We start from the raw sequence: 14,273 nt of genomic DNA, 5'->3' as shown, positions 1-14,273 counted from the left end.
CCAGCGCTGACAGTCAACTCGATTGGGGCCGCTTCGCGCCCCAGAAATCCAACAGCATAACCAGAGGCGTCATTCGCAACGCAGCGACCCACCCAGCGGTGTACAGTACCCCCACAACAAAAGCCACAGGAGCCAGGCAATGACCGTGACGCTGTCCCCGCTGCACATCGACTGCGATTTCGATTCCGGCAACATCCAGGTGCTGGATGCCAGCAACCCGGCCCAGGTCCACCTGGCCATCCGCCCCGACACCCACAGCGGCCACTTCCAGTGGTTCCACTTCAAGGTCAGCGGCCTCACGCGGGGGCAGGTCCATCGCTTCAGCCTGGACAACGCTTCCGAGTCTTCCTACAAGAACGCCTGGAGCGGCTACAACGCCGTGGCCTCCTACGACCAGCAGACCTGGTTCCGCGTACCCAGCCAGTTCGATGGCAAGGCGCTGGTCTTCGAAGTGAAGGCCGAGCAGGAGCAGATCTGGTTCGCCTACTTCGAGCCCTACCCTCGCGCCCGCCACAACCAGTTGATCGAGCGCGCCCGGCAGATCCCCGGCGTCGAACTGCTGGCCAGTGGGCGCAGCGTGCAGGGCCGCGACATTCCCCTGCTGCGCGCCGGCGACGGTGCGGCGGGCAAACGCAAGCTGTGGCTGATCGCCCAGCAGCACCCGGGCGAGCACATGGCCGAGTGGTTCATGGAAGGCGTGATCGATTGCCTGCAGGCCAACGAGGCGTCCGTCCGGCAACTGCTGGCCAAGGCCGACCTGTACCTGATCCCCAACATGAACCCCGACGGCGCCTTCCTCGGCCACCTGCGCACCAACTTCAAGGGCAAGGACCTCAACCGCGCCTGGCAGGACGCCAGTGTCGACTCGAGCCCGGAGGTGTTCTTCGCCCAGGCACAGATGAAGCAGTATGGGGTGGATGCGTTCATCGACGTGCATGGGGATGAGGAAATCCCCCATGTGTTCACGGCGGCCTGCGAAGGCAACCCGGGCTATACGCCGCGCCTGGCGCAACTGGAGCAGCAGTTTCGCACGATGCTGTGCAGCGTCACGCCAGACTTCCAGACCACCCATGGCTACCCCCGCGACGAACCGGGCCAGGCCAACATGACCCTGGCCTGCAATGCCGTGGGGCAGGCGTACGACTGCCTGTCGCTGACCCTGGAGATGCCGTTCAAGGACCATGACGATGCGCCCAACGCCATGACCGGCTGGTCGGGGGAGCGCTCGAAGGCGTTGGCTGGGGCGGTATTGGAAACCTTGGCGAAGATGGTCGGGGACCTGCGCTGAGGGGCATTGGGGCTGCCTTGCAGCCCCAATGGGCATGGCGCCAGCCCTATACTGAAGCGTCCACAAGGACTCTTGCGGCACACAGGATTCGTGAGCCCTGAACGGCAAGCGATGACGTGGATGCTGGCCTTCGATCGCGGCCTGGGAAGATAAATAGAAAAGAAAAAATGGCAGGGGCGGCTGGATTCGAACCAACGCATGGCAGGATCAAAACCTGCTGCCTTACCGCTTGGCGACGCCCCTGTATCGGATGCGAGCAGTGCCTGGGCACCGTCGCTCAGACTGTTCGCTGACAACGCCGCGGGGGCGCTGTGCTGGAATGCGCGGCACTTTAGCAACATTCTTTTCGGCTGGGAACCCCCAGCGTGAAAAAAATTGCCTGAAAACAGAAACTTAGTGTCCGTGCTGCAGGTATGTAAGGTTACCTGCGCCAGAAGCCCCCCGTTCCTAAGACAACGGCATGACCGCCCGTCGTTTTTTCCCCGCCTCGCTTCAACACCAGCCCGATCGCCCATTCCAATCAGGTAAGCAATGCCTGCGCATCACAAGGAGGGCCCCATGCCAGTTTCCCATGACCTCTACCAAGACCTGCACTACCCTCGCGAGATCGTCCAGCAGCGCCGCCAGCAGGACAAGGAGCTGGACCGCCTGCTGGACGAATACGTGGACATCGACAACCAGGTTCTGGCGGCCGAGTCGATCTCGGCGGGCAATGTCACCGACGATGACCTGCATCGTCTCAAGGAACGACGCCTGGCGGTGAAGTACATGATCGAGCGCCAGCTCGAACGCAAGGCCTGACCGCCGTCACTGGCCGAGCAGCCCGAGCGTGAGCGCGTCGGGCTCGCCCTGGTAGAACTGCACCAGGGCCAACTGGAACAGCGGGTTACTTGGGTCGACCTGGGCGAACAGGGTCAGGCACGAGCGCAGCTTGAGATCATCGGGGCTGCCGAGGATCTGCCGGGCGCTCTTGTCGCAGTGCTGCATCAGCGCATTGACGCAGGCCTCCAGGCGCGGCCCCAGCACGGGATGGCGCAGGTAGGCACGGGCCTCGTCGACACCTGAGAGGGCGTAGCGCTCGGCCATGGCGCTGCGGCCGAGGCCATCGAGTTGGGGGAAGACGAACCACATCCAGTGGCTGGCCTTGCGACCGGCCTGCAGTTCCTGCAGCACCCGGTCGATCACCGGGTCCTGGGCTTCGACGAAGCGGGCCAGGTGGTAGGGATCGCTCATACAGGCCTCCCGATGCGGGTGGAATGTTCCAGCCTTCCAGTGTAGCCAGGGCGAAGGGACCGATCGCCTTTCACGATGATTGCCCGGCACATTCTCGATTGATCAAAATGCCCCGGCTCGCGCAAGCTGCCCCCTACCCTGCCATCCGCCCCGAGGAGCCTTCGTCTTGCCCGCCTGGATTCCCACACCACTACGTCACCTGCGCCGGCGCCTCGACAAGGCATCGCCCGCCGGCAACGCACTGCTGGCGTTGTTCCAGGACAAGGCCGTCAGCTGCGGCTACACGCTCAGCGACGGGCAGCGCCAGGTGATCCAGTGCATGGCCCGGCAGTTGGCGGTGCTGGAACATGGCCAGGCCCGCAGCCTCTACCTGCATGGTTCGGTCGGGCGCGGCAAGAGCTGGCTGCTCGATGGGTTCTTCCAGGCCGTGCCCGTGCAGGCCAAGCGCCGCCTGCATTTCCATGACTTCTTCGCCCGCCTGCACCAGGGCATGCACCGCCACCGGGCGCTGGACGACGCCCTGGGCACGACCCTCACCGAGCTGCTGGACGACTGCCGGGTGCTGTGCTTCGACGAATTCCACGTGCATGACATCGGCGATGCCATGTTGCTCACCCGGCTGTTCAATGCCCTGTTCGACCGCGGGGTGTTCCTGCTGGTGACATCCAACTACGCGCCCGAGGGGTTGCTGCCCAACCCGCTGTACCACGAGCGGTTCCTGCCGGTGATCCGCCTGATCAACCAGCGCATGCAGGTGCTGGAGGTGGCGGGCGACACGGACTTTCGCAGCCTGCCGACCAACCGCGCGTACCAGCGCTTCACCCGTGGGCATTACCTCTGGCCGGGCGATACCGAACAGCGCCAGGCACTGGCGGTGCCGGCCGCGCAGCCGGTCATGCTGGAGGTGAACAAGCGCAGCCTGCGTGCGTTGTACAGCGAGGGACGGCAGGTGATGTTCACCTTCGACGACCTGTGCGAACGACCCACGGCGGTGATCGACTACCTGGAGCTCGCCAACCGTTATGACCGCTGGATCATCGAGGGGCTGGACGACCTGGCCGAGTGTTCGCTGGCGGCGCAGCAGCGGTTCGTCAACCTGGTGGATGTGCTCTACGACCAGGACAAGGCAGTGACCGTGATCGGGCGACGGGCCTTGGCGCACAGCCTGGGCGGGGCGATCGCCGACCTGATGCGCACACGCAGCCGGCTGGGGCAGTTGCATCAGGTTGGGCCGGGGTGAATGCTGGGGCTGCTTTGCAGCCCCCGAATGTTGAAAGCCCTGACCGATCAGCCAGCCCTGGGCAGGTCCGCCAGTACTCCCTCGATTTCCCCCAGCACCGCCGGATCATCCAGGGTCGAGGGCGGCACGTAGTCCTGCCCGTCGGCGATCTTGCGCAGCACCGCCCGCAGGATCTTCCCGGAACGGGTCTTGGGCAGCCGCTTGACCAGGCGCACCCGACTGAAACACGCCAGGGCACCGATCTGCTCACGCACGCTGGCCACCAGTTCTGCCTGCAACTGCTGCTCGGCGATGCCCTCGCCGTCCTTGAGCACCACCAGCGCCAGCGGCACCTGCCCCTTGATCTCGTCGTGCACACCGATCACCGCGCACTCGGCCACTGCCGGATGCCGTGCCACCAGGTCTTCCATCTCGCCCGTGGACAGGCGATGGCCGGAGACGTTTATCACGTCGTCGGTGCGCCCCATGATGTAGACGAAACCTTCGTCGTCCAGGTAGCCGCCATCGCCCGTGTGGTAGTAACCCGGGTACGTGCGCAGGTAGGCCTGCAAGTAACGCTCGTGGTCACCCCAGAGGGTCTGGCTGCAACCGGGCGGCAATGGCAGGGCGATGACGATGGCGCCCTGCTGGTTCGGCCCCAGGGGCCGGCCGTCATCGTCCAGCACCTGGACGTGGTAACCCGGCACCGCACGGTTGCTCGAGCCCGGTCGCGCCGCGCTGCCTTGCAGGCCCACGCAGGGCGCGGTGACCGGCCAACCGGTCTCGGTCTGCCACCAGTGGTCGTGCACCGGCTTGCCGCTGACCCGCTCCAGCCATTCGTGGGTGCTGGAGTCGAGCTTCTCCCCGGCCAGGAACAACTGGCGCAGCGAGGCCAGATCATGGCGGCGGATCAGTTCGCCGTCCGGGTCTTCCTTGCGGATCGCACGCATGGCGGTGGGCGCGCAGAACAGGCCATTGACCTTGTACTGCTCCACCACCCGCCAGTAGGCCGAGGCATCCGGGGTGCGGATCGGCTTGCCTTCGTAGAACACCGTGGTGCAACCGCACATCAAGGGGCCATAGACGATCAGCGAATGGCCGACCACCCAGCCCACGTCGGAGATCCCCCACCACACGTCCCCGGCCTGCATGCCGTAGATATGCCGCATGGCATAGCACAGGGCGACCGCGTTGCCGCCGTTCTCGCGCACGATGCCCTTGGGCTTTCCGGTGGTCCCGGAGGTGTACATGATGTACAGCGGGTCACCGGCCTCCAGCTCCACCGGTGCCACCGGCTCGGCGCTGGCCAGCGCCTCGTACCAGTCCAGGTCACGGCCCGGTTGCAGCGTGGCACGCGCCTGGGGCCGCTGCAGCACCAGCACATGGCGCGGCTGATGGCGAGCCAGTTGCAAGGCGCGGTCGACCAGCGGCTTGTACTCGATCACCCGGTCGAACTCCAGGCCGCAGGAGGCCGTCAGCAGCAGGCTCGGCCGGGCATCGTCGATACGCAGGGCCAGTTCGTTGGCGGCGAAGCCTCCGAACACCACCGAATGCACCGCGCCGATCCGTGCGCAGGCGAGCATGGCCATGGCCGCCTGGGGCACCATGGGCATGTAGATGATCACCCCGTCGCCCTTGCCCACGCCCAACTGGCGCAGCAGGCCGGCCAGGCGTGCCACCTCGTCGTGCAGTTGCTGGTAGGTGAAGGTTTGCTGCACGCCGGTCACGGGCGAGTCGTAGATCAGTGCGAGCTGCTCGCCCCGGCCCTGCTCGATCTGGTGGTCAAGGGCCAGGTAGCAACTGTTCAGGCGGCCATCGGCGAACCAGCGATGGGTGCCGTCGGGGTTGTCCTGCAGGGTCAGCGAGGGTTTGCGGTGCCAGGCCAGGCGGTCGGCCTGCTCGGCCCAGAAGGCGGCGGGGTCGGCGATGGAACGGGCGTAGCTGTGCTGGTAGCTCATGTCGATTTGCAACCCGGTACTTGTTGTTATTGAAGGGCGAACCCTGAGTATGGACCGGCACCCTACGCTCGCCATCGGACTTAAGTCGCAACCGATATGCAAGATTGCACGAGGCAGTCGCCCCATTACGGTGCAAAGGCCTAGAATAGGGCTCCCCGTCAGCCACAGAGCCGCTTCAATGGATATCGATCAGGCCCGTACCTTTCTGGAAATCGTGCGTTGCGGCAGCCTGGTCGCCGCCGCCGAACGCCTGTTCGTGTCACAGACGGCCATCACCGCACGGGTCCAGCGCCTGGAGCAACAGCTCGGCTGCCAGTTGTTCGTGCGCAGCCGCAACGGTGCCAGCCTGACCAGCGACGGCGAGGCGTTCGTCACCTACGCCAACCAACTGGTGCAGACCTGGGAAGCCGCACGCCGCGACCTGCCACTGCCCCAAGGCTGCCAGCAGGTGTTGCACGTGGGTGGCGAGGTGAGCCTGGGCAACCCGATGATGCTCGACTGGGTCAGCGCGCTGCACCACGAACTGCCCAGCCATGCCATCCGCAGCGAAGTGAGCGATGGCGAGTCGCTGCTGCGCAAGGTGGAGATGGGCCTGCTCGACGCCGCGCTGGTGTACCAGCCGACCTACGGCCCGGGGCTGCAGGTGGAGCAGTTGATGGAAGAAAAGCTGATCCGCGTGCGCCGGGTCGACCGACCCGAGCCGTACATCTACATCGACTGGGGCGAGGCGTTCCGCCGCCAGCACGATGCCGCCCTGCCCGACTGCGCACGCCCGGCGCTGAGTTTCAACCTCGGGCCGTTGGCCTTGCAGTTCATCCTCGACCAGGGCGGCAGCGGCTATTTCCGCACGCGGGTGGTCCAGGCCTACCTGGAGCGGGGCATATTCGAGCGGGTGCCGCAGGCCCCGGAGTTCACCTACCCGACCTTCCTGGTCTACGCCCGCAAGCGTGACAGCGAGGCACTGCAGCAGGCCTTCAGCGTACTGCGCCGGCTGGTGGCAGCCGGCGACAGCGATTGGTCACAGCGCTGGGACCCGGTTATCTGAGCGCTGTGCGGCGGCATTGAGCAGGTGCCGCTTGAGGCCGGCGATCAGGTCGGTCTGGGTGATCACGCCGACCAAGGTGTCACCGTCGAGCACCGGCAGGCAGTGCAGGCCCTGCTCGCTGAGCAGCGGCAGCAGGCGATCCAGCGGATGCCGGCTGCTGACGCTGATCACCCGGCGGCTCATCACCTGCTCCATGCGCACCACCTGGCGGCGGAACAGGCCGCGCCAACTGAAGCGCGCACGGGCCATGGCCGGGCCGACCAGGTCGCTGAGGCTGACGATACCCACCAGGCGGCCACCTTCCAGCACCGGCAGGGTCTTGAGGTGGTGGCTGGAGAGCATTGCCCAGGCTTGCTCGAGGGTCGTCGCAGGCGAGGCGAACTGCACGTCGCGGGACATCACCGAGGCGGCGGTGATGCCGCCCAGGCTACGCTGCAAGGCATGCTGCTCGGTGGCCAGGATGATGCGTTCGAGTTCGTCGCGGGTCACGTCGACGAACTCGCCCAGCTCTTCCAGGGCCAGGTCGAGGTCTTCGCTGCTCACCCCGACCCGCTCGCTCGGCAAGGGGTCGTGGGTGTGGTGCAGGTCCTTGCGCGGCAAGGCGCCCTTGGGGTAGCGCACGCCGGTAAGGCGGTTGTAGAGCACCGCCACCGTGACCAGGATCAGTGCATTGAGCAAGACCGGTTCGAGCAGGTGGTCGCCCAGGGCCACCAGCCCCGAATCCGCCAGCACCGCGCTCACCGCCACCCCGCCGCCCGGCGGGTGCAGGCAGCGCAGCAGGCACATCACCAGGATCGACAGCCCCAGCGCGGCGCCGGCCACCCACAGTTCGGCGCCGAAGCCCTGGCGCATGGCCAGGCCCACCGCGCAGGCGATAGCGTAGCTGCCCAGCACCGGCCAGGGCTGGGCCAGCGGCCCGGAGTGCACGGCGAACACCAGCACCGCCGAGGCCGCCAGGGGGCCGAGCAGGTGCAGGGCGATGGACGGGCCATAGGCCATGCTGCATAGCCAACCGGCGAGAAACAGGCCCAGCAGCGCACCGGTGCCGGCGCGCAGCCATTCTCTCGGAGGGATGTTCAGGGGCGCCGGAAGCAGGCGCTGCAGACGACTTTCGGGACGCGAGGCAGACATCGAAGTGATTTGATCGTAGTTTTTCTGATTAAAAAGAAAGCCCAGCGGAACCGGCCTGGGCCCTGTATTGCGGATGCAATAGCGTAATGGGCTCCGTCCATGGAGATGAAAACTGGAAAGTTTCGCGAGGGATTGTGCCGGGCGGCGGGGGACCTGGGCCAATTCAAAAAAATGCGTCTGTACTGCAATTTTATTGAAGTGGGGGGGGCTGCAAGCTTGCGGCTTGAAGCTTGCCTCTGGGCCTCAGCGGCCCCTGCGCGGCAGGTCGATGCTCACCCGCAACCCGCCGAGGGGGCTTTGCAGCAGCGATAGCCGGCCGCCCCAGGCTTCGACGATATCCCGCACGATGCCCAGCCCCAGGCCATGCCCGTCGACCTGCTCGTCCAGCCGCGAACCGCGCTCGAGCACCTGCAGGCGCTGCGCCTCGGGGATGCCAGGGCCGTCGTCATCGACCCACAGTTGGAAACCTTCGGTGGTCGGTGCGATGCCCAGGCGCACTTCGCTGTCGGCCCACTTGCAGGCGTTGTCCAGCAGGTTGCCGAGCAGCTCCAACAAGTCTTCACGATCCCAGGGCAGAAGCAATCCCGGCGGTACGTCGCGCTCGAGCAGCAGGCCTTCGCCATGGATCATGCCCAGCGTCGCGAGCAACCCCGGCAGCTCGGCATCGCAATCGAACTGGGCGCCGGGCAGCGCATCGCCGGCCAGGCGCGCGCGATTGAGCTCACGGGCCAGGCGCTGCTGGATCTGCTCCAGTTGCTCGCGCATCTGCGCCCGGACCTCGGGCAGGTCCCTGAGGCGTTCGCTGGCGGCCAGGCTGAGCAGCACGGCCAACGGCGTCTTCAACGCATGGCCGAGGTTGCCCAGGGCATTGCGCGAACGGCGCAGGCTGTCCTCGGTATGGGCCAGCAGGTGGTTGATCTGGTCCACCAATGGCTGCAGTTCGCTGGGCACCTCGGCATCCAGCTGCGAGCGCTGCCCCTGCTGCAACTGGGCGATCTGCTGGCGTGCCCGTTCCAGCGGGCGCAGCGAACGGGTCACGGTGATGCGCTGCAGCACCAGCACCAGCACCAGCGCCACCAGGCCCAGGCCCAGGCCAATCTGCTGCATGCGCCGGAAACCGTCGCGCACCGGCGAATAGTCCTGGGCGACGCTGATGGAAATGTCCTGGCCCAGCCGTCGGTAGTCGGCGCGAAACGCCAGCAGTTGCTGGCCCTCCGGTCCCAGCTCATGGCTGTCCTCCAGGCCTGGCGCTGCCGGCCTGGGCATGTCCAGGTCCCACAGCGAACGCGAACGCCAGGTGCCCTGGTCGAAATCGATACGGAAGTAGTAGCCTGAAAACGGCCGCTGGTACGCGGCGGAGATGCGCCGCTCGTCCAGCTGCAAGCCGGAAGGACCACGCACCAGCGCCACCAGCAGGTTCTCGCTTTCCTTGCGCAGGCCGGCCTCCAGGTAGCGTTGCAGGCCGACTTCGAACAGCCACAGGCTCAGTTGGGCCAGGGCCAGCCCGACCACCACCAGCACCGCGACCAGGCCAAGGCTCAGGCGCGCCTGGATCGACTTCACCCGGCGCTCCCGGCATAGACGTAACCCTGGCCGCGCCGGGTCTCGATCACACTGCGCCCGAGCTTGCGCCGCAGGTGGTTGACATGCACTTCGAGGACATTGGAGTCGCGCTCGGTCTCGCCATCGTAGAGGTGCTCGGCCAGGTGGCTCTTGGACAGCACCTGCCGTGGATGCAGCATGAAATAGCGCAGCAGGCGGAACTCGGCAGCGGTCAGCTGGATGTCGACGCCTTCGCGGGTCACGCACTGGCGGCTTTCGTCCAGGTGCAGGCCGGCAGCCTCCAGCGTCGGCTGGTTGGCCAGCCCGCGGGCGCGGCGCAACAGCGCCTGGATGCGCAGTTGCAGCTCTTCGGGATGGAAGGGTTTGCTCAAGTAGTCGTCGGCACCGGCCTTCAACCCTTCGATGCGCTCGGCCCAGGAGCCGCGGGCGGTGAGGATCAACACCGGCACGCCGAGACCACCCGCCCGCCACTGGCTCAGCACCTCCAACCCCGGCAAGCCCGGCAGGCCCAGGTCAAGGATGATCAGGTCGTACGGTTCGCTCTGGCCCTGGTATACCGCATCGCGGCCATCGGCCAGCCAGTCCACGGCATAGCCCTGGCGTTGCAGGCCGGCGATCAGTTCGTCGGCCAGGGGAACGTTGTCCTCGACAAGCAGCAGGCGCATTCAGTCGTCTTCCTCGTCTTTGAGCAGCGCGCCGTTGCGGGCGTCGAGCTTGATCTCGCGGACCACGCCGGCCGGGGTCAGCAGCTCGACCTCGTACTCGTAGCGGCCGTGCTTTTCTTCCAGCTCCGCCTCCAGCAGGCGGGCCCCGGGGTAGCGCCCCAGGGCCGATTCGAGCAGTTGTTCCAACGGCAGGATGATGCCCTTCTGGCGCAGTTCGAGGGCTTCGTCCTGGTCGAGATCACGGGCACCCGCCAGCGAACAGGCGGCCATCAGCGCAAGTGCCAGGTAGCGCGCCGTTCGCGGGAGGTCAATCATCAGTTGTCCCGTTCGTCCTTGAGCACTTCACCGGTCTTGGCGTCCAGGTCCACGTCCCATTCGACGTTCTGGGTGTCGCGCAGCTCGACCTTGTAGATGTAGCGGCCGTATTCGTTTTCCAGCTCCGAATCGGTGACGGTGGCGCCCGGGTGCTTGGCCACGGCGGCGGCCTTCAGCTCGTCCAGGGACTTGATGGTCTTGGCGTTGACCAGCTTGACCACTTCATCGGGCTGGACATCCTTGGCGAAAGCGGCGTTGGCACCCAGGGCAAGGGCGGCGGCGGCGAACAGGGCAGTCAAAGTCTTCATGGGTTCTCTCCATCGAGATGTACAAGTTGTCTACGGGGTTAAGACTAACCGGGGGTCCTTAATTCAACCTGAAGGCAGGCGGCGTCATGATAGCGCAGCCTGGGGGCCGCTTCGCGCCCCCGAACACCCTATAATGACCCGCTTGTTGCCCGCGAGATCCACCATGAGCGCCATCCACGTCAAATACCCTGCCCTGACCTTCAAGGCCGGCCATCGTGCCCTGCGGCAGATCCGCGAACGCGGCCTGCGGGCCATCGACGTGGGTGTGCTGCCAGGCGCGGCCGGTGGCCCCAAGCCGCTGGGCATCCAGGGCCTGGACCTGGCTCTGTTCGGCGAATGGCTGCCCTCGGCACCACGCCAACGCGCCCTGATCGGCGCGTCGATCGGCGCCTGGCGCTTCGCCAGCGCCTGCCTGGACGACCCGGTCGCGGGCCTGCGCCACCTGGGCGAGCTGTACACCGAGCAGGACTTCGCCAAGGGCGTGACCCCGGCCGAGGTCAGCCAGAGCTGCCAGCGCATGCTCGACGACCTGCTGCAAGGCCGCGACGGGCAGATCCTGGGCAACGCGCATTACCGCCTGAACATCATGGTGGTCAAAAGCCACGGCCTGCTCGCCGACGATCATCGGGGGCGCCTGGGCATGGGCCTGTCGTCGGTGATCGCCAGCAACCTGCTGGGCCGGCCACGGCTGGCCCGGCACTTCGAGCGGGTGATCCTGCACGATGGCCGCGCGGCACCGCCGCTGGACGAACTGACCGACTTCCCTTCGCGCTGCCTGCCCCTGGATCTGGCCAACCTGCGCCACGCCTTGCTCGCCTCGGGGTCGATCCCCATGGTCATGCAAGGCGTGCGCGACATCCCGGGCGCAGGCGCGGGCACCTACCGCGACGGCGGCCTGCTGGACTACCACCTGGACCTGCCCTATCGCGGCGACGACCTGGTGCTCTATCCGCACTTCACCGACAAGGTGGTGCCCGGCTGGTTCGACAAGGCCCTGCCCTGGCGCCGGGGCGATGCCACGCGCCTGCAGAACGTGCTGCTGGTCACGCCCTCGCCGCAGTACCTGGCCGCCCTGCCCTACGGCAAGCTGCCAGACCGCAACGACTTCAAGCGTTTCATGGGCGATGCGCCGGCGCGCAAGCGCTACTGGTACAAGGCTATCGCCGAAAGCCAGCGGCTGGGCGACGAACTGCTCGAGCTGATCGCCAGCGGGCGGCTGCACGAACGGTTGCAAGCCTTGTGACGGGCATGCCGGTAGACTTCACGCTTTTTTCACGCCCTGCCCTGCACAGTGAAGGCTCATCCGCTCCCCTACGTTAGCCCGCATAGCAGTGCGGGCTTTTTATTGCTGGCTATGCGTGATGCCCCAGGTACTCGCTAAGCGCTTTGCGGGTGAGGTCATTCAAAGAAATGTTTTGCCGGCTAGCTGCCACACTGGCCGCCAGGTGCAGGTCATGCCCGACCCTCACATTGAACGACCCCTTGCACGGAGTCTCCGGCTCCTGTCCGAGCGACACACAGGTATCCAGGTAGTCGTCCACTGCATCGCGAAACGCCTTGGTCAGCTCGGCAACCGTCTCGCCCTCATAACTGACGAGGGCGCGAATGAACTGGAGCTTGCCGAACAGGCAATCGTCTTCAGGGCTGGCCTCAATCGAGCCGTAGTAGCCCCGGTGCTGCAACATGGTGCTCATCAGATCAATCCTCCTGCTTTCAAGTGCTCTATCACCTGGCGTTTAACGTAGGCCTTCAGCTCATTGCCGGGGTGCGGCTTGTGCAGGTTGATCATCGCCTGCGGGCTACCGTTATCGAACTTCACCCGGCTGCCATCGCCCTCGATCTGGCGGTATCCAAGCCCGCGCAGCAGCGTGACCAGTTCCGACCAAGTGAACCCAGCTTGCTTGTTCAGCAGCTTTTCTTGCCTGGACATTTCGACCCCTTTCATGCAACTAATTTTAGTTGCTTTCACGGAAGGTCAATCGCCTCGAAAAGAGCACAAACACAGAAGGTATTGACCGACTGCTGCGCCTCGATGAGGTGTTGCGCGTAACAGGAATGGGTCGCAACACGGTCCACACGCGAATAAGGGAAGGCACCTTCCCAAAACAGGTTAAGATAGGACCCAACTCGGTTGCCTGGCGCCAGTCGGACATCACCCAGTGGATGACATCTTTCGGCCCCAGCGACGACCAATCAGTACATTGAGCAGTACATTGAAACATCAGTTTCCGCTCAAGCCCTTACCCCGCCAGCATTACAGGTCCACCAGTGGAAATTTTCAAAGAGTTCACATTCGAATCGGCCCACCGCCTGCCCAACGTCCCCGCCGGGCACAAGTGCGGTCGCCTGCACGGTCACTCGTTCAAGGTCGCCCTGCACCTGACCGGCCCGCTCGACCCGCACACCGGCTGGATCCGCGACTTCGCCGAGATCAAGGCGATCTTCAAGCCGATCTACGAGCAGTTGGACCACAACTACCTCAACGACATCCCCGGCCTTGAGAACCCCACCAGCGAAGTGATCGCCAAGTGGATCTGGGACCAGGTCAAGCCGCTGCTGCCGGAGCTGTCCAAGGTGCGCATCCACGAGACCTGCACCAGCGGGTGCGAATACAGCGGGGATTGAGCCAGCGCGGCGCACGACGATCGACGTGCCGGCCAGGGACAGGCCGTTCGGCCATCCGTTCCCCTGCCAGCCTGCGCCAAGCGTCCTACCCCAATGCGCCCTTGAGGAAGGACGGTGCGATGTAGCGCTGGTAATGCGCCTCCGACAACAGGAAGAACTCCCGGTCGATCGCATCGCGCAGTTGCGGCAGCTCCCAATCGCGAAACTCCGGCAGCAAGGCCATGCCGTAGGCGTCCAGGTCACGGATCATTCGGGCGCCACGGGCGATCAGCTGGTAGGCCCAGCAATATTCCGACTGATGCGCCAGGAAACGGATCGAACGCTGCTCCAGTTGCTGGCGCAGGCGGTCTTTGTCGAACACTTCCAGCTTGGCCATCATCACCTGCACCAGCAGTTGCTCCAGGCGCTGCCAGACGGCGCGCTTCTGCTCGTCGTCATAGCTGTTCCAGTGGATCACTTCGTGGTGGAAACGCTTGCAGCCGCGGCACACCGAGTCTCCATACACCGTGGAGCAGAGGCCGACGCAAGGGGTCTTGATGGACTGGTTGGACATGGAAAAACAACGGCTTGGCGGTGGAACACGGCCCCATGTTAGCCCTTTGTCTAACCAGGGTCACTCGTTAAAGTCATGCGAGCCGCCTTACCTTCTGCCTTTTTTTGCCGTAGAATCACACCGCCTTTTCAAGGCACCAATGTCCGTTGGAAGCTGTTTTCAAAGCGTCACGAGCACAGTTCATCCGGTAGAACGGCGTTGGTTCGGGTCATGCAGCCTGCATGCCCGGGCCAACCCCTCATCAGCTCTCCGTTCTACAGGCGTAAAACTTTGAAAGCAGCTTCTGTAAGGATTCCCTGCGACCCTGGCTGGGCGGCCCACAAAGCCGTGATTGCGCATGGGTGCATGGGAATGCTGGATGAGCGTCCCG

At 65.2% G+C, this 14,273-nt stretch carries 17 protein-coding genes and 1 tRNA gene; 7 read left to right on the top strand and 11 right to left on the bottom strand.

Annotation, left to right across the window (positions count from 1 at the left end):
* Positions 1–139 precede the first annotated feature (139 nt).
* Positions 140–1,288, top strand: a complete 1,149-nt coding sequence (locus tag NJF35_RS18420; protein WP_253091357.1) for a M14-type cytosolic carboxypeptidase — start codon at positions 140–142, stop codon at positions 1,286–1,288.
* A gap of 168 nt (positions 1,289–1,456) precedes the next feature.
* Here NJF35_RS18420 and NJF35_RS18415 read toward each other — a convergent pair.
* Positions 1,457–1,531 (bottom strand) — tRNA-Gln (locus NJF35_RS18415).
* A 315-nt stretch (positions 1,532–1,846) separates the two neighbouring features.
* Here NJF35_RS18415 and NJF35_RS18410 point away from each other — a divergent pair.
* The gene (locus NJF35_RS18410; RefSeq protein ID WP_225790198.1) at positions 1,847–2,089 is read left to right on the top strand and encodes a DUF465 domain-containing protein; all 243 of its coding nucleotides are present in this window, start codon (positions 1,847–1,849) and stop codon (positions 2,087–2,089) included.
* Positions 2,090–2,095: 6 nt separating this feature from the next.
* Here NJF35_RS18410 and NJF35_RS18405 read toward each other — a convergent pair whose 3' ends face one another.
* Positions 2,096–2,521: a DUF1810 domain-containing protein gene (locus NJF35_RS18405; protein WP_225790197.1), complete on the bottom strand. Its 426-nt coding sequence runs from the start codon at positions 2,519–2,521 to the stop codon at positions 2,096–2,098.
* A 166-nt stretch (positions 2,522–2,687) separates the two neighbouring features.
* Here NJF35_RS18405 and zapE point away from each other — a divergent pair, with 166 nt between their 5' ends.
* Entirely contained in the window at positions 2,688–3,761 is a 1,074-nt protein-coding gene (gene zapE, locus NJF35_RS18400; RefSeq protein ID WP_253091356.1) for a cell division protein ZapE, read from the top strand.
* Positions 3,762–3,808: 47 nt separating this feature from the next.
* Here zapE and NJF35_RS18395 read toward each other — a convergent pair whose 3' ends face one another.
* Positions 3,809–5,698 carry a propionyl-CoA synthetase gene (locus NJF35_RS18395; RefSeq protein ID WP_253091355.1) on the bottom strand — a complete coding sequence of 630 codons (1,890 nt, stop codon included), beginning with the start codon at positions 5,696–5,698 and terminating at the stop codon, positions 3,809–3,811.
* A 178-nt stretch (positions 5,699–5,876) separates the two neighbouring features.
* Here NJF35_RS18395 and NJF35_RS18390 point away from each other — a divergent pair, with 178 nt between their 5' ends.
* Entirely contained in the window at positions 5,877–6,743 is an 867-nt protein-coding gene (locus NJF35_RS18390; RefSeq protein ID WP_225790194.1) for a LysR family transcriptional regulator, read from the top strand.
* Here the strand turns inward: NJF35_RS18390 and NJF35_RS18385 are convergent.
* The 5 genes from NJF35_RS18385 to NJF35_RS18365 all read right to left on the bottom strand — a co-directional run bounded on the left by NJF35_RS18385 (position 6,717) and on the right by NJF35_RS18365 (position 10,725).
* Complete coding sequence (locus NJF35_RS18385; protein ID WP_225790193.1) at positions 6,717–7,874, bottom strand: HPP family protein; 1,158 nt, start codon at positions 7,872–7,874, stop codon at positions 6,717–6,719. The two genes, NJF35_RS18390 and NJF35_RS18385, sit on opposite strands and share 27 nt — an antisense overlap.
* 243 nt (positions 7,875–8,117) lie before the next feature.
* A complete protein-coding gene (locus NJF35_RS18380) occupies positions 8,118–9,437 on the bottom strand; it encodes a sensor histidine kinase (protein WP_225790192.1) in 1,320 nt (439 codons plus the stop codon).
* Complete coding sequence (locus tag NJF35_RS18375) at positions 9,434–10,102, bottom strand: response regulator transcription factor (RefSeq protein ID WP_225790191.1); 669 nt, start codon at positions 10,100–10,102, stop codon at positions 9,434–9,436. The genes NJF35_RS18380 and NJF35_RS18375 overlap by 4 nt, the downstream gene beginning before the upstream one ends.
* On the bottom strand, positions 10,103–10,417 hold the full coding sequence (locus NJF35_RS18370; protein ID WP_225790190.1) for a PepSY domain-containing protein: 315 nt from the start codon (positions 10,415–10,417) through the stop codon (positions 10,103–10,105). It lies immediately after the preceding gene.
* The gene (locus NJF35_RS18365; RefSeq protein WP_225790189.1) at positions 10,417–10,725 is read right to left on the bottom strand and encodes a PepSY domain-containing protein; all 309 of its coding nucleotides are present in this window, start codon (positions 10,723–10,725) and stop codon (positions 10,417–10,419) included. The genes NJF35_RS18370 and NJF35_RS18365 overlap by 1 nt, the downstream gene beginning before the upstream one ends.
* A gap of 163 nt (positions 10,726–10,888) precedes the next feature.
* On the opposite strand from NJF35_RS18365, the gene NJF35_RS18360 reads away from it, so the two are divergent.
* Positions 10,889–11,968 carry a patatin-like phospholipase family protein gene (locus tag NJF35_RS18360; RefSeq protein WP_225790188.1) on the top strand — a complete coding sequence of 360 codons (1,080 nt, stop codon included), beginning with the start codon at positions 10,889–10,891 and terminating at the stop codon, positions 11,966–11,968.
* Positions 11,969–12,077: 109 nt separating this feature from the next.
* On the opposite strand, the gene NJF35_RS18355 is transcribed toward NJF35_RS18360, so the two are convergent.
* Together NJF35_RS18355 and NJF35_RS18350 are read right to left on the bottom strand one after the other, a co-directional pair.
* On the bottom strand, positions 12,078–12,419 hold the full coding sequence (locus tag NJF35_RS18355; protein ID WP_225790187.1) for a type II toxin-antitoxin system HicB family antitoxin: 342 nt from the start codon (positions 12,417–12,419) through the stop codon (positions 12,078–12,080).
* Positions 12,419–12,655: a type II toxin-antitoxin system HicA family toxin gene (locus tag NJF35_RS18350; protein WP_225790186.1), complete on the bottom strand. Its 237-nt coding sequence runs from the start codon at positions 12,653–12,655 to the stop codon at positions 12,419–12,421. The genes NJF35_RS18355 and NJF35_RS18350 overlap by 1 nt, the downstream gene beginning before the upstream one ends.
* 29 nt (positions 12,656–12,684) lie before the next feature.
* On the opposite strand from NJF35_RS18350, the gene NJF35_RS24680 reads away from it, so the two are divergent.
* Both NJF35_RS24680 and queD read left to right on the top strand, forming a co-directional pair.
* Complete coding sequence (locus tag NJF35_RS24680; protein WP_225790185.1) at positions 12,685–12,930, top strand: helix-turn-helix transcriptional regulator; 246 nt, start codon at positions 12,685–12,687, stop codon at positions 12,928–12,930.
* Between the two features lie 63 nt (positions 12,931–12,993).
* The gene (gene queD / locus NJF35_RS18340) at positions 12,994–13,350 is read left to right on the top strand and encodes a 6-carboxytetrahydropterin synthase QueD (RefSeq protein ID WP_225790184.1); all 357 of its coding nucleotides are present in this window, start codon (positions 12,994–12,996) and stop codon (positions 13,348–13,350) included.
* 85 nt (positions 13,351–13,435) lie between these two features.
* Here the strand turns inward: queD and NJF35_RS18335 are convergent, their stop codons facing one another.
* Entirely contained in the window at positions 13,436–13,903 is a 468-nt protein-coding gene (locus tag NJF35_RS18335; RefSeq protein ID WP_253081429.1) for a DUF1289 domain-containing protein, read from the bottom strand.
* Positions 13,904–14,273: the final 370 nt, after the last annotated feature.

It is taken from the genome of Pseudomonas guariconensis (assembly GCF_024127895.1).
GTDB classification, from domain to species: Bacteria; Pseudomonadota; Gammaproteobacteria; order Pseudomonadales; family Pseudomonadaceae; genus Aquipseudomonas; species Aquipseudomonas guariconensis_B.
This window is presented reverse-complemented; position numbering and strand designations above follow the sequence as displayed.

What these genes read in the sequence shown, in the direction of transcription:
- NJF35_RS18420 (WP_253091357.1), top strand. Translation starts at nt 140, where the DNA reads ATGACCGTGACGCTGTCCCCGCTGCACATCGACTGCGATTTCGATTCC.
- NJF35_RS18410 (WP_225790198.1), top strand. Translation starts at nt 1,847, where the DNA reads ATGCCAGTTTCCCATGACCTCTACCAAGACCTGCACTACCCTCGCGAG.
- NJF35_RS18405 (WP_225790197.1), bottom strand. Translation starts at nt 2,521, where the DNA reads ATGAGCGATCCCTACCACCTGGCCCGCTTCGTCGAAGCCCAGGACCCG.
- NJF35_RS18395 (WP_253091355.1), bottom strand. Translation starts at nt 5,698, where the DNA reads ATGAGCTACCAGCACAGCTACGCCCGTTCCATCGCCGACCCCGCCGCC.
- NJF35_RS18390 (WP_225790194.1), top strand. Translation starts at nt 5,877, where the DNA reads ATGGATATCGATCAGGCCCGTACCTTTCTGGAAATCGTGCGTTGCGGC.
- NJF35_RS18385 (WP_225790193.1), bottom strand. Translation starts at nt 7,874, where the DNA reads ATGTCTGCCTCGCGTCCCGAAAGTCGTCTGCAGCGCCTGCTTCCGGCG.
- NJF35_RS18375 (WP_225790191.1), bottom strand. Translation starts at nt 10,102, where the DNA reads ATGCGCCTGCTGCTTGTCGAGGACAACGTTCCCCTGGCCGACGAACTG.
- NJF35_RS18370 (WP_225790190.1), bottom strand. Translation starts at nt 10,417, where the DNA reads ATGATTGACCTCCCGCGAACGGCGCGCTACCTGGCACTTGCGCTGATG.
- NJF35_RS18365 (WP_225790189.1), bottom strand. Translation starts at nt 10,725, where the DNA reads ATGAAGACTTTGACTGCCCTGTTCGCCGCCGCCGCCCTTGCCCTGGGT.
- NJF35_RS18360 (WP_225790188.1), top strand. Translation starts at nt 10,889, where the DNA reads ATGAGCGCCATCCACGTCAAATACCCTGCCCTGACCTTCAAGGCCGGC.
- NJF35_RS18355 (WP_225790187.1), bottom strand. Translation starts at nt 12,419, where the DNA reads ATGAGCACCATGTTGCAGCACCGGGGCTACTACGGCTCGATTGAGGCC.
- NJF35_RS18350 (WP_225790186.1), bottom strand. Translation starts at nt 12,655, where the DNA reads ATGTCCAGGCAAGAAAAGCTGCTGAACAAGCAAGCTGGGTTCACTTGG.
- NJF35_RS18335 (WP_253081429.1), bottom strand. Translation starts at nt 13,903, where the DNA reads ATGTCCAACCAGTCCATCAAGACCCCTTGCGTCGGCCTCTGCTCCACG.